Source organism: Anaerofustis sp., from assembly GCF_019420015.1.
Classification (GTDB): domain Bacteria; phylum Bacillota; class Clostridia; order Eubacteriales; family Anaerofustaceae; genus Anaerofustis.
This window is the reverse complement of record NZ_JAHZIA010000047.1, coordinates 52,569-76,587: the sequence shown is the minus strand read 5'-3', so window position 1 is coordinate 76,587 and position 24,019 is coordinate 52,569. Positions and strand designations below refer to the sequence as shown.

Annotated in this window: 18 protein-coding genes and 2 pseudogenes; 17 read left to right on the top strand and 3 right to left on the bottom strand. The window is 32.7% G+C overall.

Translation table 11 applies throughout. The features are described from left to right. Positions 1–179, bottom strand: a pseudogene (locus QZ357_RS08550) (hypothetical protein); the annotation flags it as partial. Between the two features lie 293 nt (positions 180–472). Here QZ357_RS08550 and QZ357_RS08545 point away from each other — a divergent pair. The 4 genes and pseudogenes from QZ357_RS08545 to QZ357_RS09845 all read left to right on the top strand — a co-directional run. After that, positions 473–874, top strand: coding sequence for a hypothetical protein (locus QZ357_RS08545; RefSeq protein ID WP_290776200.1), 402 nt, complete (start codon positions 473–475; stop codon positions 872–874). Positions 875–1,107: 233 nt separating this feature from the next. Continuing rightward, entirely contained in the window at positions 1,108–3,774 is a 2,667-nt protein-coding gene (locus QZ357_RS08540) for a calcium-translocating P-type ATPase, PMCA-type (protein ID WP_290776198.1), read from the top strand. Between the two features lie 319 nt (positions 3,775–4,093). After that, the gene (locus tag QZ357_RS08535) at positions 4,094–7,084 is read left to right on the top strand and encodes an SHIRT domain-containing protein (RefSeq protein WP_290776196.1); all 2,991 of its coding nucleotides are present in this window, start codon (positions 4,094–4,096) and stop codon (positions 7,082–7,084) included. A 310-nt stretch (positions 7,085–7,394) separates the two neighbouring features. Further along, positions 7,395–7,505: pseudogene (locus QZ357_RS09845) on the top strand (hypothetical protein); the annotation flags it as partial. Positions 7,506–7,650: 145 nt separating this feature from the next. Here QZ357_RS09845 and QZ357_RS08530 read toward each other — a convergent pair. Both QZ357_RS08530 and QZ357_RS08525 read right to left on the bottom strand, forming a co-directional pair. Next, the gene (locus QZ357_RS08530; protein WP_290776194.1) at positions 7,651–8,601 is read right to left on the bottom strand and encodes a Gfo/Idh/MocA family oxidoreductase; all 951 of its coding nucleotides are present in this window, start codon (positions 8,599–8,601) and stop codon (positions 7,651–7,653) included. 154 nt (positions 8,602–8,755) lie between these two features. Next, the gene (locus QZ357_RS08525) at positions 8,756–9,595 is read right to left on the bottom strand and encodes a peptidoglycan-binding domain-containing protein (protein ID WP_290776192.1); all 840 of its coding nucleotides are present in this window, start codon (positions 9,593–9,595) and stop codon (positions 8,756–8,758) included. Between the two features lie 93 nt (positions 9,596–9,688). Here QZ357_RS08525 and pyrR point away from each other — a divergent pair, with 93 nt between their 5' ends. The 13 genes from pyrR (at position 9,689) to pknB (ending at position 24,018) form a co-directional block, all read left to right on the top strand. Beyond that, positions 9,689–10,189 carry a bifunctional pyr operon transcriptional regulator/uracil phosphoribosyltransferase PyrR gene (gene pyrR, locus QZ357_RS08520; RefSeq protein WP_290776190.1) on the top strand — a complete coding sequence of 167 codons (501 nt, stop codon included), beginning with the start codon at positions 9,689–9,691 and terminating at the stop codon, positions 10,187–10,189. 14 nt (positions 10,190–10,203) lie between these two features. Then, positions 10,204–11,142 carry a DNA-binding protein WhiA gene (gene whiA / locus QZ357_RS08515; protein ID WP_290776188.1) on the top strand — a complete coding sequence of 313 codons (939 nt, stop codon included), beginning with the start codon at positions 10,204–10,206 and terminating at the stop codon, positions 11,140–11,142. Between the two features lie 152 nt (positions 11,143–11,294). Then, positions 11,295–12,065 carry a GTP-sensing pleiotropic transcriptional regulator CodY gene (gene codY, locus QZ357_RS08510; RefSeq protein WP_290776187.1) on the top strand — a complete coding sequence of 257 codons (771 nt, stop codon included), beginning with the start codon at positions 11,295–11,297 and terminating at the stop codon, positions 12,063–12,065. Positions 12,066–12,242: 177 nt separating this feature from the next. Then, positions 12,243–13,382, top strand: a complete 1,140-nt coding sequence (locus tag QZ357_RS08505; protein WP_290776186.1) for an AI-2E family transporter — start codon at positions 12,243–12,245, stop codon at positions 13,380–13,382. Between the two features lie 69 nt (positions 13,383–13,451). Then, positions 13,452–13,721: a DNA-directed RNA polymerase subunit omega gene (gene rpoZ, locus QZ357_RS08500; protein WP_290776185.1), complete on the top strand. Its 270-nt coding sequence runs from the start codon at positions 13,452–13,454 to the stop codon at positions 13,719–13,721. Positions 13,722–13,742: 21 nt separating this feature from the next. Next, on the top strand, positions 13,743–16,172 hold the full coding sequence (gene priA / locus QZ357_RS08495; RefSeq protein WP_290776183.1) for a primosomal protein N': 2,430 nt from the start codon (positions 13,743–13,745) through the stop codon (positions 16,170–16,172). A gap of 9 nt (positions 16,173–16,181) precedes the next feature. Continuing rightward, positions 16,182–16,691 (top strand): peptide deformylase, encoded by a 510-nt coding sequence (gene def, locus QZ357_RS08490; RefSeq protein WP_290776182.1) that lies wholly within the window; start codon positions 16,182–16,184, stop codon positions 16,689–16,691. Then, the gene (gene fmt / locus QZ357_RS08485; protein WP_290776180.1) at positions 16,691–17,629 is read left to right on the top strand and encodes a methionyl-tRNA formyltransferase; all 939 of its coding nucleotides are present in this window, start codon (positions 16,691–16,693) and stop codon (positions 17,627–17,629) included. Before def ends, fmt begins: the two co-directional genes overlap by 1 nt. A gap of 265 nt (positions 17,630–17,894) precedes the next feature. Next, on the top strand, positions 17,895–18,581 hold the full coding sequence (locus QZ357_RS08480) for a zinc metallopeptidase (protein ID WP_290776178.1): 687 nt from the start codon (positions 17,895–17,897) through the stop codon (positions 18,579–18,581). Between the two features lie 320 nt (positions 18,582–18,901). After that, positions 18,902–20,254 (top strand): 16S rRNA (cytosine(967)-C(5))-methyltransferase RsmB, encoded by a 1,353-nt coding sequence (rsmB, locus tag QZ357_RS08475; protein ID WP_290776176.1) that lies wholly within the window; start codon positions 18,902–18,904, stop codon positions 20,252–20,254. A 52-nt stretch (positions 20,255–20,306) separates the two neighbouring features. Continuing rightward, the gene (rlmN, locus tag QZ357_RS08470; protein ID WP_290776174.1) at positions 20,307–21,335 is read left to right on the top strand and encodes a 23S rRNA (adenine(2503)-C(2))-methyltransferase RlmN; all 1,029 of its coding nucleotides are present in this window, start codon (positions 20,307–20,309) and stop codon (positions 21,333–21,335) included. 2 nt (positions 21,336–21,337) lie between these two features. Continuing rightward, positions 21,338–22,069, top strand: coding sequence for a Stp1/IreP family PP2C-type Ser/Thr phosphatase (locus QZ357_RS08465; protein ID WP_290776173.1), 732 nt, complete (start codon positions 21,338–21,340; stop codon positions 22,067–22,069). Further along, positions 22,069–24,018, top strand: coding sequence for a Stk1 family PASTA domain-containing Ser/Thr kinase (pknB, locus tag QZ357_RS08460; protein ID WP_290776172.1), 1,950 nt, complete (start codon positions 22,069–22,071; stop codon positions 24,016–24,018). Before QZ357_RS08465 ends, pknB begins: the two co-directional genes overlap by 1 nt. The last annotated feature ends 1 nt before the right edge of the window (position 24,019 follow it).

Here is a 24,019-nt window from a genome sequence, read left to right as displayed (position 1 = left end):
ATTTGAAAGCCGCTGTTTTTGATTGCGGCAAATACTCTTTCTTTTGATTCTTTTACCGCAACATCGGCAAGTCCAACTACTGCTATTGATGGCAGAGCTTTACTTATAATATCAATTTCCACACTGACTATTATTCCATCTACTCCGATTATACTTCCTGAATATAATTTGCTGAACATTTTAGTGCCTCTTTTCGTTTTTTTATATTTTATTAGAACGTTAGTTCGTAGTCAATGGTTTTGTCGAAAGTGGTCACATTTTAGTCACAAACTTAATATAAAATTATATTTTTTATGTTATTTTGCATATATATAAAAGTTGTTAATATATTTTTATTATGAAGAAAAATAAATTTTTAAGGATTTTCATCGCATTTTTAAGTGTTGTTTTTATAGGGCTTGTTGTTTTTACACTCATGTTCAATAAAAGTACTTTTCCCATATCGAATATAGAAAAAAACGTGCCGGTCAATATGAAAGAATTATTAAAGAAAGATTACGGAAAGAGTACGTATTATCAGTTAAAGGACGGGATAAGCATAGACTTGGAAAGGATTGTAAATGAAAATTATTTTATAACATATTCTTGGATGAGCGGAAATAAAAGTTCATTTTATCTCGTTTTTTTGGTTGAGAATAAAAACCGAAATCCTATAAGCAACCATAAGATAAATAATTTAAAGGCCATAGATAACCTTGGTATGGAATATAAACCTATAAGTTTCTTTTTCGATGATTATCCCGTAGATGAACCTCTTAAATATAAAGAAACTTTAAATGTCAGATTTCTACCTTTTAACAGTAATGTAAAAAGTATCACGATTACTTTTAACTATAACGGGAATGACTACATATTTAAAAATATCCCGGTATGATTTTAAGGTTTGGCAGTTTTCATATTTATATATTCTATTTGTTTTGCCGCTCTTTTGAGCGGTTTTTTATTTTAATTTGAATGCTATAAATTCTTTCTAATAATAATTTTATCTTTTAAAAATTTTAATATTGTCGGTAAGTACATAAAACTAAAATCCAATATATTTTGTTGTCAAAATATGATAAATTGTACCTTTTGTATTTAATATAATTTTTTATAAGGAGGCATGTTATGTTTTTTAATATAAAAATAGATGAAGTTATAAATATGTTAAGAAGTGATGAAAAAAACGGGCTTACAAGTGAGGAAGCCAAAAGCCGTCTTGAAAAATACGGGGAGAATATAATTATTGAAGAGAAAAAACATACTTTTCTCGATATATTTTTGAGCCAGTTTCAAGATTTCTTGATTTTGGTATTATTGGTAGCAAGTGCAGTTTCTTTTTTCATAGGACAAGCCAGCGATGCTTTAATCATACTTGTCATCGTTTTTGTGAATGCATTAATAGCGGCATTTCAAGAGTACAGAGCCGACGGGGAGTTGGAAGCGTTAAAAGAACTCAGCGTGAATGAAGCTAAAGTATATAGGGATGGACAGGTTATAAAAGTTCCTTTTCCCGAAGTTGTTGTGGGGGACGTTGTTTTTGCCGAAAGCGGAGATTTGATTGCGGCGGACGGGAGAATATTGGAAAGTGTGAATTTAAAAGTGGACGAGTCCTCTCTTACCGGTGAAAGCATACCTGTAGATAAAAACAGCGATATAATAGAAATGGACAAAGTTTCTCTTGCAGACAGGAAAAATATGGTATTTTCATCCGGAATCGTTACATACGGAAAATGCCGATATGTTGTTACTTCAACGGGTATGGATACAGAAATAGGCAAGGTTGCAAAAATGATCAACAGTGAAGATGATACGATTACGCCTATGGCTGAAAAAACTCAGGAGATAGGTACTGTTTTATCGATAGGATGCCTCATTATTTGCGCTTTGATTTTTGCGATAGGATTTTTTCACGGAAATAAAGCTTTGGATATGTTTATGACGAGTATATCTCTTGCCGTTGCGGCAATTCCCGAAGGTCTTCCCAGTGTAATTACGATAGTATTATCCATTGGCGTTACAAGGTTAAGTAAAAAGGGTGCAATTATAAGGAAAATGCATGCCGTGGAGACTTTGGGAAGTGCAAATGTTATTTGTTCGGATAAGACGGGAACTCTTACAATGAATAAAATGAGCGTGGAAAAAGTTTATGTGGCAGGAAGAACAATAGACAAAGAGGAATTTTCCACAAATAAGAGTATTGCATTAAAAATGCTGATGAATATAGCATACGACTGTAATGATGCCAATATCAATTATGATGAAGAAGGAAATGAAATAAAAGTCGGGGATACCACTGAAATAGCGCTTATAGAGCTTGCAAGATGCGGAGGAATTTCGAGGGATAAAAAAGAACGTTTTATGGAACTTCCCTTTGATTCTGCAAGGAAAATGATGAGTAGTGTATACAGTGAAGAAGGTAAGTATATCGTTTATACGAAAGGGGCCAGTGATGTTTTAATAGATAAATGTACGCATTATGTTTGTGAAGATAAAGTAAAAAAATTGACATACGAAGCTAGGCTTTCCTTTTTGGATGAGGTAAATAACCTTTCTGAAAATGCTTACAGAGTTCTCGGTTATGCTTATAAAGTGGTTGATAATATACCTTTAAAAGACGATATAGAAGATAATTTGATATTTGTCGGATTGACTGCTATGATCGATCCTCCAAGAGAAGAGGTTTTCGATTCTATTCAAACATGTAAAAAGGCAGGTATAAAACCTGTCATGATAACAGGAGACCATAAGCTTACGGCTCAAGCTATTGCCAAAGAACTAGGAATACTGAGTGAAGGTGAAGAATGCCTTACTGGACTTGAGCTTGATAAACTCAGTGATGAAGATTTAGAAGAAAGAATAGACAATGTAAGTGTGTATGCCAGGGTTTCTCCGAAGGACAAGGTCAGAATTGTTAAGGCTTTTCAAAGAAGAAATAATGTAGTTGCGATGAGCGGAGACGGCGTTAACGACGCTCCTGCCTTGAAGATGGCAGATATAGGCTGTGCTATGGGCATTACAGGTACGGATGTTGCGAAGAACGCTTCTGATATGGTTTTGTGTGACGATAATTTTTCTACGATTGTAATGGCTGTTAAAGAGGGTAGAGGCGTTTTTCAAAATATAAAAAAAGCGATACACTTTTTGATATCATGTAATATAGGGGAGATATTTACGTTATTTTTGGCTACACTGTTTAATTTTCCTATGCCGTTGCTTCCGGTACATATTTTATGGGTAAATCTGGTAACAGATTCCCTGCCTGCTTTGGCGCTTGGTGTTGATGATAACGGCAAAGATATAATGAAGCAAAAACCGGGTAAAAAAGGTGAGAATATATTTACTCCGGGCTTTAGTATCAGAGTTTTGCTTGAAGGTTTGATGATAGGCTGTGTTACATTAGTTGGTTTTTGGTTTGGTAATACATACTATTCTTTGGAAGTGGGAAGAACCTTTGCTTTTTTGATACTTTGTTTGTCTCAATTGTTCCATACGTTTAATGTTCGTGCGGTTAAGGAAAGTATATTTGATAATTCACCTCTTAGAAACAAAACTCTAATAGCTGCAAACATCATATCTGCTTTACTTGCGATTTTTGTTGTGATTATCCCTGTATTTCAAAAGATATTTGTTTTATCTCCTTTGGAGATTGAAAAGTGGGATTTTGTGTTGACTTTATCTTTGGTGCCTTTGGTTACATCTGAGATAGTCAAATTGGCAAGAGGGTTGTTTGTAGAGGAGAACAGTTTGTTAAACAGAGCAAAAGAAAATAAAAAAAGAAAAGAAATTGTTTAAGACATTATTTGAAAATGATGGATAATTTTTTTTAAGAGCTTATTTAAGCTCTTTTTTATTTTTGGTTCATGAATAGATAAAATTATCAGAAAATTCGAAAATAAGATTTTTCGTGAAAAAAATGTATACTTTTTGTGATAAGCAAAAATGCTTAATAACTAAATATAAAATGTAATATAAATATTTAAATTTAATAATATCGAGTAAAGACTCGAAGTCTATTACAATATATCATAAATGTTACAAAAAGTATACTTTTTATGGTTTACTTATATATTAAAATGTATTTGACTTCAAGATATAAGGAGGAAATATGAACATGAACTTAATTAAAAGGTTAATGGTATATTTGCTCATACCTGCTATGGTATTAAGCATGATACCTCAAACTGTATTTGCACAAGAAAAAGTTACTTCTTTACTTAAATATGAAGTTACACAAGAAATGAACGAAGATAAAACAGAAGTGACGATTTCATTAAAGCTTACTGATACAGAAAATATTCAGTTAGAAAAAGTAACATTACCAAACGGTACAGAAAAAGTAGAGGATTTATCAGAGGTTACTTATAATGTATCTGAAAATGGGAAATATGAATTTGTAGTAGATTATTTCAAAGATGGCATAGAAAAGGAAGAAATGATACCAGTTGAAGTAACTGAATTAGTGGAAAAGAAAACAGAAGAGGAAATTCCAACAGAAGAAAAGGAAAATCTTACTGATGTTGAGACAACTTATAATCTGTTGCAAACAGAAGGAAATACTTATGAGGTTTATAATGCTGATGAATTGACAAATGCATTAGAGCAGATTAAAAACAGTCAAGGAACAGCAGCAACGATTGTGTTAAATGCTGATATTGGAAGTAATGTGAAGTTTGTTGGTGTTGTTGATAAATCCATTACTGTGAAAAGTACAGACGGACAAAAACACGCACTTACTCTTGGAAGTGAATTGGTAGGTGATGTAACATTAGATAATGTAAAGGCAACTGCTGGAACCTTGTATTGTAGTGGATATAAAACCATTTTTACAGCGAGTTGTGAGTTTACGATTTCTGGTACTCTTTATGGTGGTGGAAAAGCAAAGACTGTGCCAAGCGTTTATGTAAAAATAAACGGTACAGGAAAAATCAACACTGCCGATATGGAAAATGTAGTTGTTGGCGGTAGTTATAAAGGTTCTGTAGAAGGCGATATTTATCTTGAACTTGCAGGAAATATTACTTACGGAACTGACGAAGGCGGTAATTATCTAGTAGGTACTAACAAATCAACCGCTTATGGTGGTGATAAGCCAAATACAGAAAAACCTTATGTAGGAGGCAATGTAACGCTTATTCTTGATAGTCCAATTAAAGATACAATGCCACAAAATGTTGTTGGTGCTTATAATTCTCATGTAAAAGGTAATGTAACTGTACAGGTTAAATCTGGTTACACAGTAGGAATTGAAGGTATGCGAGAAGATCCAAAGCAATCTATTGTTGATGGAGATATACATATTATTGTTGGAGATCCTGCGTATGCTGGTACGGATCGAACTTGTTTGATTGGTGGTAACTGGGATATTGTTGGAGCAGGAGAAAAAATAAATTTAACAGGAAACCTATTTCAAGTGGGTGGCAATGTAACGATTGATACATATGAAAATGTTTGGGGATGGAATAAAGGTGATGCTCTAGAAAGTGATCCACCAGGGATTGTGGGTGCAGAATCGGCGTCAGTTGAAGGGAATGTAACAATAAATGCTAATGGCTCACATTTAGAAGATATTATTGGTGTTGATGACTCTGCAACAACGGGCTCAGTTGTTAATGGAGATATTGTTATTAATGCTACTAATATTGATTTAAGAAATAGTTCCAATTATCAAAGTGGTATTATATCGGTTTATGCAACAGTTGGAAAGAATGTAACGGTAAATTTAAATGGTGGTTCTTTATCAGGAATATATGGCTATGGTGGTACTGTAGTTGGTAACATGGATATTAATATTACTGGGAAACCAGTGTTTACAAGTGATACAGCCGGAGTTTGGGGAGTGAATAATACAGATACAAAAGAAAGATCCGTGCTTAATTTTGATAAAGCTGAAACTTCTATTCCAATTGTCGGCTATTTTACAGAAATGAATGTTACCAATGATTCAGATGTAACCTTAGGAAATGAAAAAAAGAATGCGTTTAATATTTATGATATAAATATCAATTCAAATTCAAAATTAACAACGAATAAGCAAGCTTTTTCGAAAGGTGCTTTGACAATGGATCATGGTACTTGGGTTGCAAATGGTTTTCTTTATGTTACGGCTACAACAAATACCAAGAACTCTAATATTGTAATGAATGATTACGCGGCATTTGGATATGGTCATAAAGACGACAATGCATATAGTAATACAGTTGTGACAAGTAACAATGATACATATACATTTAATAAAAATGACTATACAGATAAAATCTACGGAAATGCTGAAATTACTGGCAGTACATGGAGCGTATTTGTACCAACGATTATTGGTGGAAATTATAATGCGACTACAAGTAAATTGAATTTATTAGTCTTCACAGGTGATGAAAATTATCCTGATAAAAAGATTCCTTTAGAAATCTTAGGAATAGCAAAAGGAAGTACAGCAGTGACGCTTGTTGATAAAAATGATACTTCAAAAGAAGGAAAACCTATTGTTGGGCAAAACTATATCAATGCATTAAAAACAAGTGAAAAAACTTTTGAATTAGCAAATGAAAATGCAAAATCAGAAGGTCTGTACTTTAAGAAGCTTGCAGATGCTGATACAAAAGATAAAGCAGATTATGATATGTGGCAAGTAGCTAAAAAAGATGCATACAGAGTTCTTTATTCTTTTGAAAGTGGAACATCTGAAAAGAGTCTTCCAGATGAAATAATTGATTTATTACCTACAGATTCTACAAAATACTATGAAGGAGATACAGTTACCGCAAATAATCCAACTCAATTAAAGTTTGAAGTATCTGATGGAGTATGGACATTTGAAGGGTATGATGCTGATAGCAAGATTGCAAATGCTGACAATCTAAACGATGAAGGTTATATACAGTTTATAGGAACATGGGAATTTAAAGAAAATGAAAATATGCCGGTTAATCCGAATGATTCAAATAATACAAACAAAGATAATACAATTAAGAACGAATCGGTAAATAATAAACAAAGTGCAAAAACAGGCGACCATACAAATATAGATTTATATCTATCTTTATTTGCAATTAGTGCATGTTGCATTATATGCTTGATATTATATAAAAATAAAAAAGAATACTAAAAAACAAATAAAAGTCTAAGAAATTTTTCTTGAATACGCAACTTTCAAATAATAAAACCGGGAATAAATATTTTTTATTACATAACAAAAAATATGCACTAATATATGATAAACTTTACATTTACTAAATAAACATTGTGTTTAAACTTAAAATTTAAAACTTATACATATATACTAAAAAAAATCATAAATAAAATATTAAAAATGTCAAAATAATAAATTAAGTAAGGGGTATAAAGATAATACCAACGTTAGCAAAGGTGTAAGTGTTTCTTCTGATAAAGAATTAAAAGCCTCTTCTGTAACACCAAAGACGGGAGATGATGCAAATATAGTTCTTTATGTCGGTATTTCTTTAATATCTTTTGCGGGAATCGGTATATGTATAGTTCAGTTTATAAAAAGAAGATATCTGCACTAAAGATAATAAATTAATTATTTAATATCGTTAAAAAAAAATATATATATAACTGTGTATTTAAGGATGTACAATAAAAACAAGTATACTATTAATAGATATACTTGTTTTTTAGTTTTGATAGTATTTGCTTAAATTCGTTTCATTCTTATTTCCATGAGTTTTGTATGTTTTCCAGTATTTCAACTGCATGGATTGTCATATCTTTTGTTATGATATCGCTTGTGGTTTTGCCTTTTTTTATACAGTTGTTAAAGTGATTTACCTCATATGTCATTTCACATGATGCCGGATGATTTATGATTTTGTCTTCTTTTTCGTCATAGTAATGTATTGTCATTTTATCCGCTTTGTAAAAATTATCTATTTCGATATATCCTCCGGTTCCGTAAATGACAAGTTTGTTTTGGAATTGTATATATCCCGAAATTTTGCTTGTGGCTAAAGTTTTATTGTCGATTTTGAAGTTTAATATACATTCCTTATCGCCCTTGAATTCTTCGCTTATTAGCCTCATTCCTGAATAATCGGTTATTTTGCCGATTACAAATTCAATATATTCTATACAGTATACCGCATTTGTGAAGAATACTCCGCCACCTTTGGATAAGTCAAGCGTCCAAGGGTTATAATCTCCGGGAAAAGATGTTGCGAAATCCAAAAGTCCTATTTCGCCTATTTCTTTTGTTTCCACTATTTCTTTTACTTTTTTTGTTATAGGCAGAAATACTTCTTTTTGTGCTTCTGCCAAAAAAAGTCCTTTTTCTTCAGCAAGATTAAACAGTTCTATCGCCTGAGATTTTTCTAATACCATAGGTTTTTCGCATACTACGTGTTTACCTGCATTCAAAGCATCCTTAATGTTTTGATAGTGGGCAAAGTTGATTGTTGCAATGTATATTACATCTATTTGTTTGTCGTTATACAGTTCTTCGTAAGTACCGTAATATTTAGGGATGTCTAATTCTTCCGCTTTTTTCTTGGATTTTTCGATTTCTCTGGATGCAATTGCCACAACTTCTGCATTTTCACTTTCTCTTATCGCTTTTACAAATCTTGGAACTATTGACGCTGTGCTTAAAATACCGTATTTAATCATATTTTTCTCCGTTTTTTGTTTTTATTATATACCTAATAGATATATTAATAAAGCATATATTTCATTTATTTATAATGTAATTTTTAATACTCTTATAAAAATTTGCAATAGATGTTTTTTATAATAAAAAAACGAAGGTATTTACCTTCGTCTTTTATTTCTCTTTATCCAATGCTTCTCTTGTTTTTACATCCAACATACCGCTTGAAGCAAAGCCGTTTTCGGTTTGGTATTTTTTTACCGCATTTGTTGTTTTTTTGTCAAATGTTCCGTTTGCCTCGCCTTTTAGATAGCCGAGTCTTATTAATATTTCCTGATACGATTTGATTATGTTACCGCGGTGTCCTTCTTTATAAGTCAATGTTTCGTTATCAAGGCTCTTTCTCGTTTGAGCCGTGATGGTTCCTGTAACAGGTAGGTCTTTTTCTTTTTGGTACTCTTCGCATGCAACTTTTGTTTCTGCTGTAAAATTGCTGTTTGGTTCATCTTCGATGTATCCCAAATAGTATAGGATATAGTTGTATCTTTTTATATCCTCACTTGATTTGCCGGATTTATAATCCACAACCTCGCTGTCAAGTGTTTGCATGGTTGTTTTATCTAATTTTCCGGTTTCCTTTAAGCCTCTGCCTTTTTGATATTCGATGATTGCATTTTTTGTTGTGCCGTCAAGGACGTTGTTTGGAGAATCTGACAAGAAATCCAAGTAATATAATATAAGCTTGTAACTCAATACGTTATCATTTGCATCTCCTTCTTCATATGTGGTTGAGTAATCTTTATTTAAAGAAGATAGAGAGATGTCTTCTTCGTCGGATATTTTTCCTTCTATGTAATCATCCAGATTGCCGGCAAAAGCATAATACAAAGTTTTTCCCGTTATATTTACTGAGTAAGCATCTTTTAAATATTTGTCGCTGAAGAATGATGCCGTAAGCAATATAAAGAATAAAAAGGATATTGTATATATTAAAAATGATTTGATTTGTTTCATTCATGCACCTCTATATTTGGACAATTTTTTATAAATATGCTACAATTATAACATAATACGGTATTAATTCAAAATATTTTATTGGAGAAAGCAATGAAAATTTTAATGACAAATAATGACATTAACAGGAGCATAAAGAGAATATCTTATGAGATAATAGAAAAAAACCACGGTGTGGAAAATTTGGTTATAGTCGGAATAAAAAACGGTGGAGTTTCTTTGGCAAAGATGATAGCCAACCATTTAAGCAGTATGGAAGATACTATAGTCCCTGTAACTTTTGCCGATATAAGACCGTTTAGGGATGATAATAAAAAAACCGAAAAGATATCGGATATAGGTATCAATATAAATGACAAGTCGGTTATTATAGTTGATGATGTACTTTTTACCGGCAGAACCACAAGAGCGGCTTTGGAGTGTATATTTCATTTTGGGAGACCGAAAAAAATCCAGCTTGCGATACTTGTGGACAGGGGACACAGACAGATTCCGATAAGAGCTGATTTTGTGGGGAAAAATATTCCGACTTCAACGGATGAAAATGTAAATGTCGTTATAAACGGAGAAAATTCTTTTGTCGAAATCAATTGAGTTAAGGAGTAAATATGAGCTTTTGCAGTGATATAAAGAATAATTTGTGTCATATAACGCTTAATACGTTGTATGAAAAAGAATGTGAGTTATACGGATATTTGCATTGTCTCAGTTCTTTGTCATTAAAAGGAAAAGGTCGTCTTAACTTGGTATTTGAAACCGAAAATCCGTCTGTTGCCAGAAGGATTTTTACTCTTGTTAAAGATTTGTTTGGTATAAATCTTGAAATTGCGGCAAAAAAGAGTAATCTCAGAAAAGGGCATTTCTTATATAATCTGATAGTTCTTGAAAGCAGCGACTCAATGAATATTCTCGATTATTTTAATATAATTGATTTCAGCCGTGGATTTGAAATAAATAATACCATAACGCACGATATATTACCTACGGTAAGCGAGATACGCCACTACATGAGAGCTGTGTTTTTATCCTGCGGATATGTAAGTGATCCGAAAAAGAAGGGGTATCAAATTGAGTTTGTTTTTAACAAATTCGAATATGCGAAGAATCTCATAGAGCTTTTAAAGAGTATAGACATATATTTAAAATATGTAAAGAGAAAAGAGTCTTATGTAATATATACGAAAGATTCAAATATGATAACAGAAATTCTCGCAAATATAGGTGCTCACAATGCTGTACTCGAGATAGAAAGCACTAAAGTTATAAAGGAAATGAGAAACAATGTAAACAGAAGACTCAACTGTGAAACCGCCAATATGGATAAAACCGTAAATACGGCTCTTAAACAAATAAATGCCATAAATAAAATAATAGACAGATACGGGATAAATTATCTTGATGAGCCTATAATTACTTTGGCAAAGTTGAGACTTCAAAATCCCGAGGCTTCTTTGAATGATTTATCAAATATGTTTACTCCTCCGATAAGTCGTTCAACCATAAATAACTGGTTTAGGAAAATACTAAAAATTGCCGAAGGGATATAGAGTGTATTTAGGTTGTATTCTGAGAGAGAATTAAATGTATACTATTGTCAGAAAATTTAAGAGTATTCAAAACATTTAGAATATTTATTGAAAAGTGTTTTATTTTAGTGTAATATATAATTAATATTATTTTTTGGAGGACGTATAAAATAATGGAATCGGTTTTACTTGATAGAATCAGGAAATTAAACGAAATTCTCAAGCTTACTGCTATAGAAGCGGTATCGTTTGAAGAACTTACAAATGAGCTTAGTAAGATATTGAAAGTTAACGTTTATATTTCCGAAATAGACGGTACTATATTGGCATATTCAACCAGTGATGAGTACAAATGTGATTTGACCTATTATTCAAATGAGGAAACTCATTTTCCTGAAAATTTCACAAAAAAACTTTTATCTTATACGGATACGGTTGAAAATGTATATGAGCAAAGTCCGGTTTGTACATTTGGGTCTCAAGGACCTTGTGTTTATAAAGACAGATATATGACGATTGTACCTATAAACGGGCTTGGAGAAAGAATAGGTACATTACTGTTTTGTAAGTATGGCGGAAAGTTTGTCGATGATGAAATAATTCTTTGTGAATATTCTGCCGCTATTGTTGTTATGGAACTTTTAAGATACATTCAAGACCAGAAAAAGAAAAACAATGCTGATGTTGCAGCTGCCAAGATGGCACTGTCGACATTGTCTTATTCGGAGATCGAAGCCGTTAAGATGATATTTGATGAAGTAGAAGGGGAAGGTCTTGTTGTTGCAAGTAAAATAGCAACGGAAGCTCGCATTACACGGTCTGTTGTTTCAAATGCTTTGAGAAAGCTCGAAAGTGCAGGTATAATAGAAACCAGATCCCTTGGGATGAAAGGAACGTATATAAAAATAGTAAACGAAGAGTTGAGAAATCAACTTGCAATTTAAGACACTCATGAGAGTGTCTTTTAAATTTTACGTTTTTTTGTTTTTTGGGATTATTCTAAATATTTAAAAGTTGATTATACTTTTACTTAAGGGTTATAATAAAAATTAGATTTATTGACATTTAACTATATATATATTAGTATTAGTTAACAAGAAACAAAGAGGTTACAGTTATATATGGATAATTTGGAAAAAAGAGAATTAAAGAAGTATATATTATTAATAAGTTATGCGATTTTATTTTACTATGTAATCACCAACTTCAGCAGTGTTCTTAGGGTGGTTTCGACTTCTTTTGGTATACTTTCTCCTTTTATAATGGGGTTTGCTTTGGCATTCATTTTGAATAAGCCTTTCATAGGTTTTAGGGATAAAGTGTTTATTAAGTTAAAAAAGAAAAACAAGGAAAGACTAGGGATTCGTTCCGGGCTTTCTATATTATGTGTATATGTTTTTGTTGTATTATTCGTTGTACTTTTGTCTTCTTTTGTAATACCTCAGCTCATAACGAGTATATCTGGTCTTATAAATTATATTCCGGAATATTCAAAGAATTTATTTGATTTTATAGACGGTATGCTCGATAAATTCATTATAAATGAAGCGATGCTTGATACCATTCAAAAAGCGAGTACAACAATTATTTCTACCATAAAAAATATTTTGTCGGATGCTGTGCCAAGAATAGTTGCATTTGTTTCTAATTTTGCGTCTAATGTTATAAATATAGCGATTGCGGTTATAGTATCCATTTATCTTTTAATAGATAAAGATCATTTGATTTATCAATATAAAGTTTTGGTTAAAGCTTTCTTAAGTGAAAAAAAGGCGAAAAGAGTTTTAGATGTGACGGAACTGACATCTAAAACATTTTCTGATTTTATCGGTGGTCAAATTATAGATGCGATAATTATCGGGGTTCTTTGTGGTATAGGGCTTGCGGTTTTAAAAGTTCCTTATGCTCTTTTGATAGGAACCATTGTCGGATTTACGAATATTATACCGTATTTCGGACCTTGGATAGGGTCAATACCGAGTGTTCTCATTCTTTTCATGGTAAAACCGACTTATGCGATTGTATTTATAATTTTTGTTGTTATTTTACAGCAGGTTGATGCAAATATAATATATCCGAATGTTGTAGGCAGCTCGGTGGGGCTTGATGCCTTGTTCGTTACATTTGCAATTATAGTCGGTGGAGGGTTGTTTGGTTTACTAGGTATGATTCTCGGTGTTCCGGCTTTTGCTGTGATTTATACTTTGATAAAAGAAAAAGCTTATAAGAATTTAAAGAAAAAGAATATTACAAAAGTGTGATAGACCTTGACAAGTAAGGTATAAACGTTATAAAATATCTATTTAGAAAAGATAAAGGAGACGTATGTTATGTTTACAATGATAAATCCCCCTATTAATGAACTTTTGGATAAGGTTGATAATAAATATGTACTTGCTATGCTTGTTGCGAAGCGTTCTAGAGAGTTATATGAGGGAGATGAACAGTTGGTTGACGAGCACTTTGTAAATCTTATTACTACAGCAGTGGAAGAAGTTTATGAAGACAGAATAGGTTATTATCTTATCGAAGAAGGAGACAGAAAATATAGAGTTCATAAAAGTGTTGATTTAAATGAAATGTTAAACAGTTCTTTATAATTTTTTGTTGAGAATTAACCAATGATAGCAAATGTTTTAATTGATGCCTTAGGGGCGGTAGGAGACAAAGTATACGATTATAAAATACCTGATAATTTAATAGACGAGATTGAAATAGGCAAGAGGGTTCTTGTCTATTTTGGTAGAGGCAGTAATTTGGTTTCTGCTTTGGTGGTAGGTATTTGTTCAAAAAGTGAGTATGATTTCGATAAATTAAAATATATAAAGGAAATAGTTGATGAGGAAGTAATTGTTCAAAATTATTTAATCGATATGATTAAATACATGAGGGACAATTATTTTTGTACTTATATTGACGCATTAAAGTGTATATTGCCTTCTTTGGAACAACTGAAAAGAAAGGAATTTTATACTTGCATTGATGAAGAGAAAAAGGTTGACGAAAAATATAAGTCTGTTCTTGAGTTGATAATAAAAAGAAAAGGAGATGCAAGTTTTGATTATATAAAATCAAAGCTTGGATATACAAAGGCAGAACTCAAAGAAATCGTTAAATACCTTGTAAAAAAAGAAGTAATTCGTAAAGAGGTGTCCTATTCGGTTAAAGAAGAAAAAAAAGAAGAGATAGTATCTTTAAGCGGTAAATATAAAAATATAGACGGATATCTATGCTGTATAAGAAAAAATGCGAAGAAACAGATTGCGGTATTAAAATATTTGGAAAAAGGTGAGCTTCTTTATGAAACTCTAGTCAAATCTTCAGGAGCCAATAGAGGTATTATAAATAAGCTTGCAGAGCTTGAGCTTATAAAGATAACTTATAGAAATAAAGACAGTTATATTGATTTTGAAGATGAATGCGAACACGAAGAAATTGATTTGAACGAAGAACAAAGAAATGTATTGAGTAGTTATTTGGAAGAAACAGACATTAGAAAATTTCTGCTTCATGGGGTAACCGGAAGCGGAAAAACAGAAATATACATAAAAATGTTTAAGGAACAGATAGAAAAAGGAAAGCAGTGTTTATTTTTGGTTCCTGAAATTGCTCTTACTCCTCAAATGATGAGAAATATATATTACAGATTTAACGGAGAAGTTGCAATTATGCATTCAAAACTTACGATTTCCAAAAGGATGGAAGAATGGGAAAAAGTAAGGAGCGGAAAGGCTAAAGTTGTCTTGGGTGCGAGAAGCGCGTTGTTTATGCCATTTAAAAATCTTGGATTGATGGTTATAGACGAGGAGCATGAAACCACGTATAAATCAAGTCAAACTCCGAGGTATGATACTATTGAACTTGCAAATTTCATATCCGACAGAACCGGTGCAAGACTTGTGCTTGGCAGTGCCACTCCGAGTGTAGAGAGTTATTATAAAGCTGTAAAAGGCGAGTATAAACTTCTAGAAATGAAGAAAAGAGCTAACGGTAAAGATTTTCCGGATGTTAAAATAGTGGATATGACAGATGAGATGAAAAACGGAAACAGGTCTCCAATAAGCAGAGCTTTGAAAAAAGATATAGAAGAAAGACTTGAAAAAAGAGAACAGATAATATTGTTTATGAACAGGCGAGGATTTTCCACGTATGTATTCTGCCGAAAATGCGGCTATATAGAGCAGTGTCCAAACTGTGATGTTTCTCTTACTTTTCATGCGAATACCAACTCTCTCAAATGTCATTATTGCGGTTATGAAAAATCCGCTCCCATTATTTGTCCTGAATGCGGAAGCAGTAAAATAAAGCGGGCAGGTACGGGAACACAGAAAATAGAAGCCGAAGTGAAGAGTCTGTTTCCCAAAGCGAGAGTTTTGCGAATGGATTTTGATACTACAAGGAAATCCGGGAGTATGGAGAAGATTTTGTCTGATTTCAGAGATGAGAAAGCAGATATACTCATAGGGACTCAGATGGTTGTTAAAGGTCACGATTTTGCAAATGTTACATTGGTAGGTATTTTGCTTGCGGATACGGCTCTTAATTTTCCGGACATAAATTCTCCGCAGAGGACATTTCAGCTTTGTACTCAAGCTTCCGGGCGTGCGGGCAGAGCAGAAAAAGAAGGCAGTGTTGTTATGCAGACATATTCACCGAAAAACAAGACTTTGGTATATTCTTCCATGCATGATTATCGGCGATTCTATGGGTATGATATAGAGTTTAGACAAAAGATGAATTATCCTCCTTTTTCGGAGATACTCGGGATATTTGTTGCAAATGAATCGGAAAGTAAAAGTAATGAAGATATAAATTATGTATATAATAAAATAAAAGAGTTCTTAAAAGAAAAGGGAAGAGAAGATGTAAAATTATACCAGCCTATGGATGCTTTTATTCATAAACTTAAAAATAAATATATTATGCACATCCTTTTGAGGTATAATAAAGATGATATAATAAAATATGATGTGCGAGAACTTTTCGGAGAATTAAAAAAAGAAATAAATTCTACAATTTTTGCGGAAATCAATCCGGTTACATTATTATAGGAGGTATACATGGCACTTAGAACAATACGAACAAAAGAAGATGATATTTTAAGAAAAAAAAGCAAGGAAGTAAAAAAAATCACTCCAAGGATACATGAGCTTATAGAAGATATGCTTGAAACTATGTACGACGCTCAAGGTGTAGGTTTGGCGGCTGTGCAGGTTGGTGTTTTAAGAAGAGTTGTTGTTATCGATGTAGGAGACGGACCTGTTGTTTTAATTAATCCTGAAATCATATATAAAAGTGAAAATGAATATCTTGAAGTAGAGGGATGTTTAAGTGTTCCCGGAGAACAAGGATATACGTACAGACCGGAAGAAGTCAGTGTAAAAGCATTGGATGGAGACGGTAATGAAAGGGTAATAGAAAGTAAAGACAGATTTTTCTCAAAAGCTATTTGTCACGAACTGGAACATCTTGACGGGATTTTATATACAGATAAAACAGTAAACCCTACCGAGGCGGAGATAAAAGAAGTAATAAGGCAAAGGGAGCTGGCTTTGGAGGAAGATGAGTAATGAGAGTAGTGTACATGGGAACACCGGAAGTGGCAATGTTGCCTTTGGAAGAAATAATCAAGAGCAAACATGAAGTAGCATTGGTTGTAACTCAACCGGATAAGAGCAATTCAAGAAGAGGGAATAAAGTTATATTCTCTCCGGTAAAGCAATGTGCAATAGATAACGGGATTGAAGTTTTTCAGCCGGAAAAAGTAAGTGAAGAAGAAGCCGCTTCATATATAAAGTCCTTTAACCCGGATATCATAGTTGTGTGTGCATACGGACAAATTGTTAAATCAAATATTTTAAATATGTCAAAATACGGTGCAATAAATATTCATGCATCTCTTCTTCCACATTTAAGAGGGGCTGCTCCGATTCACAGAGCAATCATGCAGGGTGATAAAGTAAGCGGTGTGACGATTATGCAAATGGATGAAGGACTCGATACCGGAGATATGCTTTTAAAAGAAGAAATAGAAATTACGGAAAACATGAATGTGGGCACTCTTCATGATAAGATATCTTTGGTCGGAAGCAAGCTTATTGTAGAAGCTTTAAATAAGATTGAAAAAGGTGAGATTAGTGCAGAAAAACAGGATGACGACAAGTCTAGTTATGCAAAGAAAATTTTAAAAGAAGATTGTCATATAAATTTTGAAAACGATGTAAAAAACATATATAATCAAATAAGAGGGTTAAATCCTTTTCCTCTTGCTTATGTGAATTTAGATGAGAAAAACATTAAAATATATGATAGTATTATTAAAAATGAAAAAACAACGGAGAAATATGGTACAATTCTCTCATATAGTAAAAAAAACAAAGCCTTAATGGTTGCGGCAGGAGATGGTGTCATAGGAATTAAAGAACTTAAGATGCAAGGTAAAAAGAGAATGGATGCTGCGAGTTTTTATAATGGAAACAGAAACATTATAGGCAAGAGATTTAATTGATAAATATGAGAAATTTATATGTTTGGGGCTATATTTGCATTAGCGGCAGGAAGTATTTACTTATCTGTTGATTTTAATAAGCATTGGTCTTATTTTAGGGGTGATTACTGCTATAGGACTTATTAAGATATTTATAATTATTTGTATCAATATTTACCATTTATTGAAAAGTTGAGAAAAAAAATTATAAAAGCAAAAAGTAAATATTGATTCCAAACATAGGGGATATAAATAATATATTAATTTATAATAAGGAGATAAAGGTATGTTTTTTGATTATTATTTTAGTTATTGGATTTTAATACCTGCTGTATTATTGTCTGCATATGCGAGTATCAAAGTAAATTCTACATTTAAAAGATATTCCAGAGTATCGAATAGCAGAGGTATTACAGGTTATGATTGTGCAAGAAGAATTCTTGATTCCAACGGACTTTCTGACGTTGAGATAGAAAGAGTATCAGGAAGTTTGACAGACCATTACGATCCTCGCAAAAGAGTTTTGAGACTTTCAGAAACGGTGTTTAATGCAAGTTCGGTTTCTGCAATAAGCGTTGCGGCTCATGAATGCGGTCATGCAATACAACATCAGGAAGGATATGCTCCTTTGAGTTTCAGAAATACAATTTTTCCTGTTGTTAATATTGCTTCATATGCTTCTTGGATTTTTATAGTTCTCGGAATTATTTTTTCCGGCTTTTCGTTTTTAGTGCCGTTGGGGATTATATTCTTTGCCGCTACGGTTTTATTTCAACTTGTAACTTTACCTGTTGAATTTGATGCCAGCAACAGAGCTCTTAAAATATTGTCAGAAACCGGTATGGTTTATGGCGGAGAAGAAAAGGCTGCAAAGAAAGTGCTTAGTGCTGCTGCGCTTACTTATGTTGCCGCTGCTTTGGCTGCAGTATTGCAGTTATTAAGACTTATAATAATATTCGGCAATGACAGATAAATAAAATTAAGGGGTTTTATTCTTTGATTCTAGCGGATTTGCTTTTGCTGTATTTAATATATTTAAGTATGGCAAATGGGTGTTAAATTTTTATGAGGATGAAACCCCTTAAAAATTTTTTAAAAAATTTTATCTTTGATGTCTGTGAGGTTTTATTGGGTAAATGCTGGTTTTATGATATTTATTTTATAAAAATATCGTATATTTGAATTAATTTGACATAACTATACGCAGATACTGTAAGGTAAGGGTAAAATTTTTTGAAGAATTTTTTATATATTTAATTATTATTAAAATTTAAAGGATTGGCGGAAAAAAATATGGCGAAGAACATTAAAATCTCTCCCTCGAGAGTAAGCGCTTATAAAGTGCTTAATGAAGTATTTATGATTGGGACTTACAGCAATATTTCATTGACAAAACATTTAAGAGCAATAAATATAGAAGCAGACAGAAGGCTATGTACCAATATAGTCCACGGAGTTATAAAAAAAGTAAATAAGCTTGAATATATCCTTTCAAAGCTTTCAAAAATGCCTGTTAATGAGCTTGATGAAAGAGTAAAGGTAAGTTTATTTATAGGGTTGTATCAAATTATATATTTGGATAAAATTCCGGAATATGCGATCGTTAATGACAGCGTAAATCTTGTAAAGATGTTTGTAAATAAAAAAGTTTCAGGATTTGTAAACGGAGTTTTGAGAAGTGCATTAAGGAAAAAATATGAACTTAAAGAAATCGAATTCCATGATTTTTATGATATAATGTACTATGAATATGGATTTAAGAGAGCTTTGGTTAAAAAGCTCTTATTGTCATATACAAAAGAAGAATTAATGGATTATGCAAAATTTTCTATGCTTCCTCCTGTTTTATCGGTGAGAACCAACATGTTAAAAACAACCAGAGAAGAGCTTATGAATAAATTTTCTATAAAAGGGTTTGATGTTAAAGAATCCTTTGTTCCGGAAGGTATTGAAATACATTCTTCCGTAAATATGACATTGTTGGAAGAGTTCAAGAATGGGCTATTTTCCATACAGGATTCTGCGGGTATGTTGGTTGCGTATTCTTTGGATTTAGAAGAAGACCTGAACGTTATAGATATGTGTGCTGCACCGGGAGGAAAGAGTATGCATATATCCGAGATGATGAAAAATACCGGTAGTATTATATCTTGTGATATATATAAGAAAAAGTTGGAACTTATGGATTTTAGAAAAAAACAGCTTGGGATAAGTAATATTAAAACTTTGAAACAAGACGGTACTGTTCTTAACGAAGATTTTATTGACAGATTTGATAGAGTGGTGTGTGATGTGCCTTGTTCAGGGCTTGGAGTTATAAGGCGAAAACCGGAAATTTTAATGTCATATGCAGACGAAAAGATAGACAGTTTGAAAGATATACAAAGAAAGGTATTGGATAACGGGATAAAGTACTTAAAAAAAGGTGGGGTTTTGGTATATTCGACCTGTACCGTAAATAAAGAGGAAAATGAGGATATTGTTTATGATGCCGTTAAAAATAATTCCGATATTAAGCTTGAAAGTATAAAATTACCTTTTGAATTTGATTATGATAAAGAAGATGCAAAAAAAGGTATTTTAAATATCAAAGGTGATAAAAACGATATTGACAGCTTTTTTATCGCCAAACTTGTCAAAATATAGTTAAAAATATAGAAAAATTTATTTGTGTATTATATAATTTACTGGAGGATTGATGGTTAATTTATTCGGTTTAAACTTGGAAGAATTAGAAAAAATAATCACAGAAGAGTTTAAGGAACCTAAATTCAGAGCTAAACAGATATTTAAATGGCTTTATACTTCTTATGTTGAGAGTATAGACGATATGACAAATCTGTCACTTTCACTTAGAAATAAGCTCAAAGAAAAATATTATATAGCTCATTTGTTACTTGAAAAAAAGTTTGTTGAAGATAAAAGCAATACCGTAAAATTTTTGCTTAAAACAGAAGATAATATATTGATAGAGAGTGTCCTGTTGATTTATGAAGCCGGTGCGACGTTATGTGTTTCTACACAGGCAGGTTGCAGAATGGGATGTGTTTTTTGTGAATCGGGAAAGTGCGGACTTCTCAGAAATTTGACAAAGGGTGAGATTCTTAACGAAATATATCTTGTAAGTGAAGTTGAAAATATAAAAATTTCAAATATAGTGCTTATGGGCAGTGGAGAGCCTTTGGATAATTATGAAGAAGTTGTAGGGTTTTTAAAACTGGTTATGGATAAAGATTCTTTGAATTTATCGAAAAGGAGTATCACTCTTTCGACGTGCGGTTTAAAAGATAAAATTTATCTTTTGGCAGACAGTGGGCTCGATATTAATTTGGCACTGTCTTTACATGCACCTTTTCATGAATTGAGAGCCAGCATGCTTCCTGTTGAAAAATCAAATAATATTAATGATGTTTTAGAAGCGACATTTTATTACAGATTTAAAACCGGAAGAAGAATTACGTATGAATATTGTTTGATAGAGGGGAAAAACGATACTAAAGAATGTATTGATAAACTTTATGAATTGTTTAAGGGGAGCGATTCTCTTATAAATGTTATAGGTGTCAATGACGGAACAATGAATAAAGTTAACGACAAATACATACATGCTTTTGTTGATAAACTTAGAAGCAAAGGCATAAATGTTACGCTTAGACGACGACTCGGCAGCAGTATAAATGCGGCTTGCGGTCAGCTTAAAAGCAGATATTTAAACGAAGAGGTATAAGTATGAGACTAGTTGGAACCAGTGACGTAGGTATGGTTAGAGAAATAAATCAAGATAGCTTTTTAATGCTTGAAAATAAAGAAAAAAATATTATAGCTTTCGGAGTTGCGGATGGACTTGGGGGGCACAATGCCGGAGAGCTTGCAAGCGCTTTGTGTATGGATATTTTAAGAGAATATTTTAATATCTCAAATAAATTTTATGATGAGATGAAAAGTGAAGTAAAAGGCATTATAGAATATGCAAATAAACGGATTTTGGATTTTGCCAATGAGAATGAAGAAGCTTTAGGGATGGGAACAACCCTTACTTTATGTATATTTCATGAGGGAGATGCATTTGTCGTTCATATAGGAGATTCTAGATGTTATACAATAAATCAAAATGAAATTAAGCAGATTACCGTAGATCATTCATTGGTTTCTCATATGGTGGCAAGCGGGGAAATAACGAAAGAGGAAGCAGAACATCATCCAAACCGTAATATTATTACCAATGCTCTTGGTACTCAAGAAGAATTTTTTATCGATACTTATGAATTAGATCTAAAAAAAGGCGATATAGTATTAATATGTTCGGACGGACTCAGTGAACATGTAAGTAAAGAAGATATAATGGATATTGTAAATAACAATGATTTGGAAGAAGCTAAACATTTACTTATAGATAAGGCCAATGAAAACGGCGGTACCGATAACATAACCGTAGTACTGTTTGACGGAGGAATAGAATAATGATGATAGGAAGAGTTCTAAACGATAGGTATGAGATAGTACAATTTGTCGGTCAAGGTGGGATGGCAAAGGTTTATATGGGATTTGATAAGGTCCTTAACAGAGATGTTGCCATTAAAATTTTGCAAGAAGAGTTTACTGACAATGAACAATTTTTGAATAAGTTCAAAAGAGAAGCTCAAGCCGCGGGCAAGCTTTCACATCCTCATATTGTAAATATATATGATACTGGTAATGATAATAATATTTATTATATTGTTATGGAATATGTGGATGGCGGAACCTTAAAAGATTATATAAATGCCAAAGGCAAATTAAGTTACAGAGAAAGTATAAATTATGCTTTGGCTATTGCTTCTGCCCTTGGTCAAGCTCATAAAAACAATATTATTCACAGAGACGTTAAACCTCAAAATATTCTTCTTACAAGAGCAAGAAGACTTCCTAAAGTTGCGGATTTCGGTATTGCAAGAGCTATAACTTCCTCAACCATGACTATGGTGGATGAGACGATGGGAAGTGTTCATTATTTGTCTCCGGAACAGGCAAGAGGCGGATATCTTGATGCAAGATCCGATTTATATTCTCTTGGAATACTTTTATATGAAATGGTTACAGGTAAACTTCCTTTTGATTCGGATTCTCCGGTGGCAGTTGCCTTAATGCAAATACAGGAAGATATTGTTCCTTTAAGGGATATAGATCCTAATGCACCTAAGGGGCTTGAGGTTATTATTCAAAATCTCACTGCAAAATCTCCTAATGACAGATATCAAGATGCAGCAAGTTTGATAGAAGATTTAAAGAAGGTAAGATCCGATTTTAATGCTCATATAAACAGAATAGGGATGGAAGATACTTCTCCGACAGAGAGGATTCCGATAATAAGAGACGAAGAAATAGAACAGGTACCCAAAAGAGTTCCTTTGGAGAATAATAATGATTATGATAAATTGAGAGAAGAGGAAAAGCCTGAAAAAAATAAGAAGAACAAGAAAAATAAAAAGGGTTTTAAAAACTTACCTTTGAAGATGAAAATTTTGATTGGTGTGTTGGCTGTCTTCTTAATAGCAGGAGGGACTTTTGCTGCAACAAGAATATTCGCAAAAGAAGTATCCGTTCCGAATATTACCAATATGACGGTTGAACAGGCAACAGTAGAGCTTGAAAAAGTAGGGCTTAAACCGGGAACTCCGAAGATGAAGAGCTCTATAGATGTAGAAGAGGGTAAAATTATTTCTCAATCTCCTAAAATGGGTGTGAAAATAAAGACTTATCAAAAGGTTGAAATTGTTGTTTCGAGTGGTCCTAAGGATGTAAAAGTTCCAGATGTATTGGGAACGGCACAAGAAGAGGCGGAAAGTAAAATAACCAACTTGGAACTTACGGTTAAAGTTAAGAGTGAATACAGAGACGACGTTAAGAAAGGCGAAGTATTCAAACAAGAGCCAAGCGGCGGTGAAACAATTAAGCAGGGGCAATCCGTTACTATTTATGTAAGTAAAGGTGAAAATAAGGTTACTATGGAAGATTTGTCCGGTTTAAGTTTGAGCGAAGCAAGATCTCGAATAGAAAATCTTAAGCTTGAAGTCGGTGAAATAGAATATGAAGCCAGCAGTAAATACGGAAAGGATGTCGTTATAAGCTCATCCCCTTCTCAACATGAGGAGGTTAAAATTGGATCGAGTGTCGATTTGGTTGTAAGTAAAGGGCTTATTCAGAAAAAAACTATGTCAATAGATATAGGAGACTACTTGAACAGTATCGGGAAAAGAGTAAAGGTTGATATTATATATGTTGATCCTGATGGGGAAACGAGTACTGTTTACAGTGGAAGGGTCAAAGATACCGATATAATAAATGTTACATTCAGAGGATACGGGGTCGGTTATTACAAGGTATATATTAACGGAAGCGAAAAAGGTAATGGAGGAATAGTTACTTTCTAAT

Excerpts from the sequence above, each read along its gene's own strand:
- QZ357_RS08545 (WP_290776200.1), top strand. The coding sequence starts at position 473 with ATGAAAGAATTATTAAAGAAAGATTACGGAAAGAGTACGTATTATCAG.
- QZ357_RS08540 (WP_290776198.1), top strand. The coding sequence starts at position 1,108 with ATGTTTTTTAATATAAAAATAGATGAAGTTATAAATATGTTAAGAAGT.
- QZ357_RS08535 (WP_290776196.1), top strand. The coding sequence starts at position 4,094 with ATGAACTTAATTAAAAGGTTAATGGTATATTTGCTCATACCTGCTATG.
- QZ357_RS08530 (WP_290776194.1), bottom strand. The coding sequence starts at position 8,601 with ATGATTAAATACGGTATTTTAAGCACAGCGTCAATAGTTCCAAGATTT.
- QZ357_RS08525 (WP_290776192.1), bottom strand. The coding sequence starts at position 9,595 with ATGAAACAAATCAAATCATTTTTAATATATACAATATCCTTTTTATTC.
- pyrR (WP_290776190.1), top strand. The coding sequence starts at position 9,689 with ATGAAAATTTTAATGACAAATAATGACATTAACAGGAGCATAAAGAGA.
- whiA (WP_290776188.1), top strand. The coding sequence starts at position 10,204 with ATGAGCTTTTGCAGTGATATAAAGAATAATTTGTGTCATATAACGCTT.
- codY (WP_290776187.1), top strand. The coding sequence starts at position 11,295 with ATGGAATCGGTTTTACTTGATAGAATCAGGAAATTAAACGAAATTCTC.
- QZ357_RS08505 (WP_290776186.1), top strand. The coding sequence starts at position 12,243 with ATGGATAATTTGGAAAAAAGAGAATTAAAGAAGTATATATTATTAATA.
- rpoZ (WP_290776185.1), top strand. The coding sequence starts at position 13,452 with ATGTTTACAATGATAAATCCCCCTATTAATGAACTTTTGGATAAGGTT.
- priA (WP_290776183.1), top strand. The coding sequence starts at position 13,743 with ATGATAGCAAATGTTTTAATTGATGCCTTAGGGGCGGTAGGAGACAAA.
- def (WP_290776182.1), top strand. The coding sequence starts at position 16,182 with ATGGCACTTAGAACAATACGAACAAAAGAAGATGATATTTTAAGAAAA.
- fmt (WP_290776180.1), top strand. The coding sequence starts at position 16,691 with ATGAGAGTAGTGTACATGGGAACACCGGAAGTGGCAATGTTGCCTTTG.
- QZ357_RS08480 (WP_290776178.1), top strand. The coding sequence starts at position 17,895 with ATGTTTTTTGATTATTATTTTAGTTATTGGATTTTAATACCTGCTGTA.
- rsmB (WP_290776176.1), top strand. The coding sequence starts at position 18,902 with ATGGCGAAGAACATTAAAATCTCTCCCTCGAGAGTAAGCGCTTATAAA.
- rlmN (WP_290776174.1), top strand. The coding sequence starts at position 20,307 with ATGGTTAATTTATTCGGTTTAAACTTGGAAGAATTAGAAAAAATAATC.
- QZ357_RS08465 (WP_290776173.1), top strand. The coding sequence starts at position 21,338 with ATGAGACTAGTTGGAACCAGTGACGTAGGTATGGTTAGAGAAATAAAT.
- pknB (WP_290776172.1), top strand. The coding sequence starts at position 22,069 with ATGATGATAGGAAGAGTTCTAAACGATAGGTATGAGATAGTACAATTT.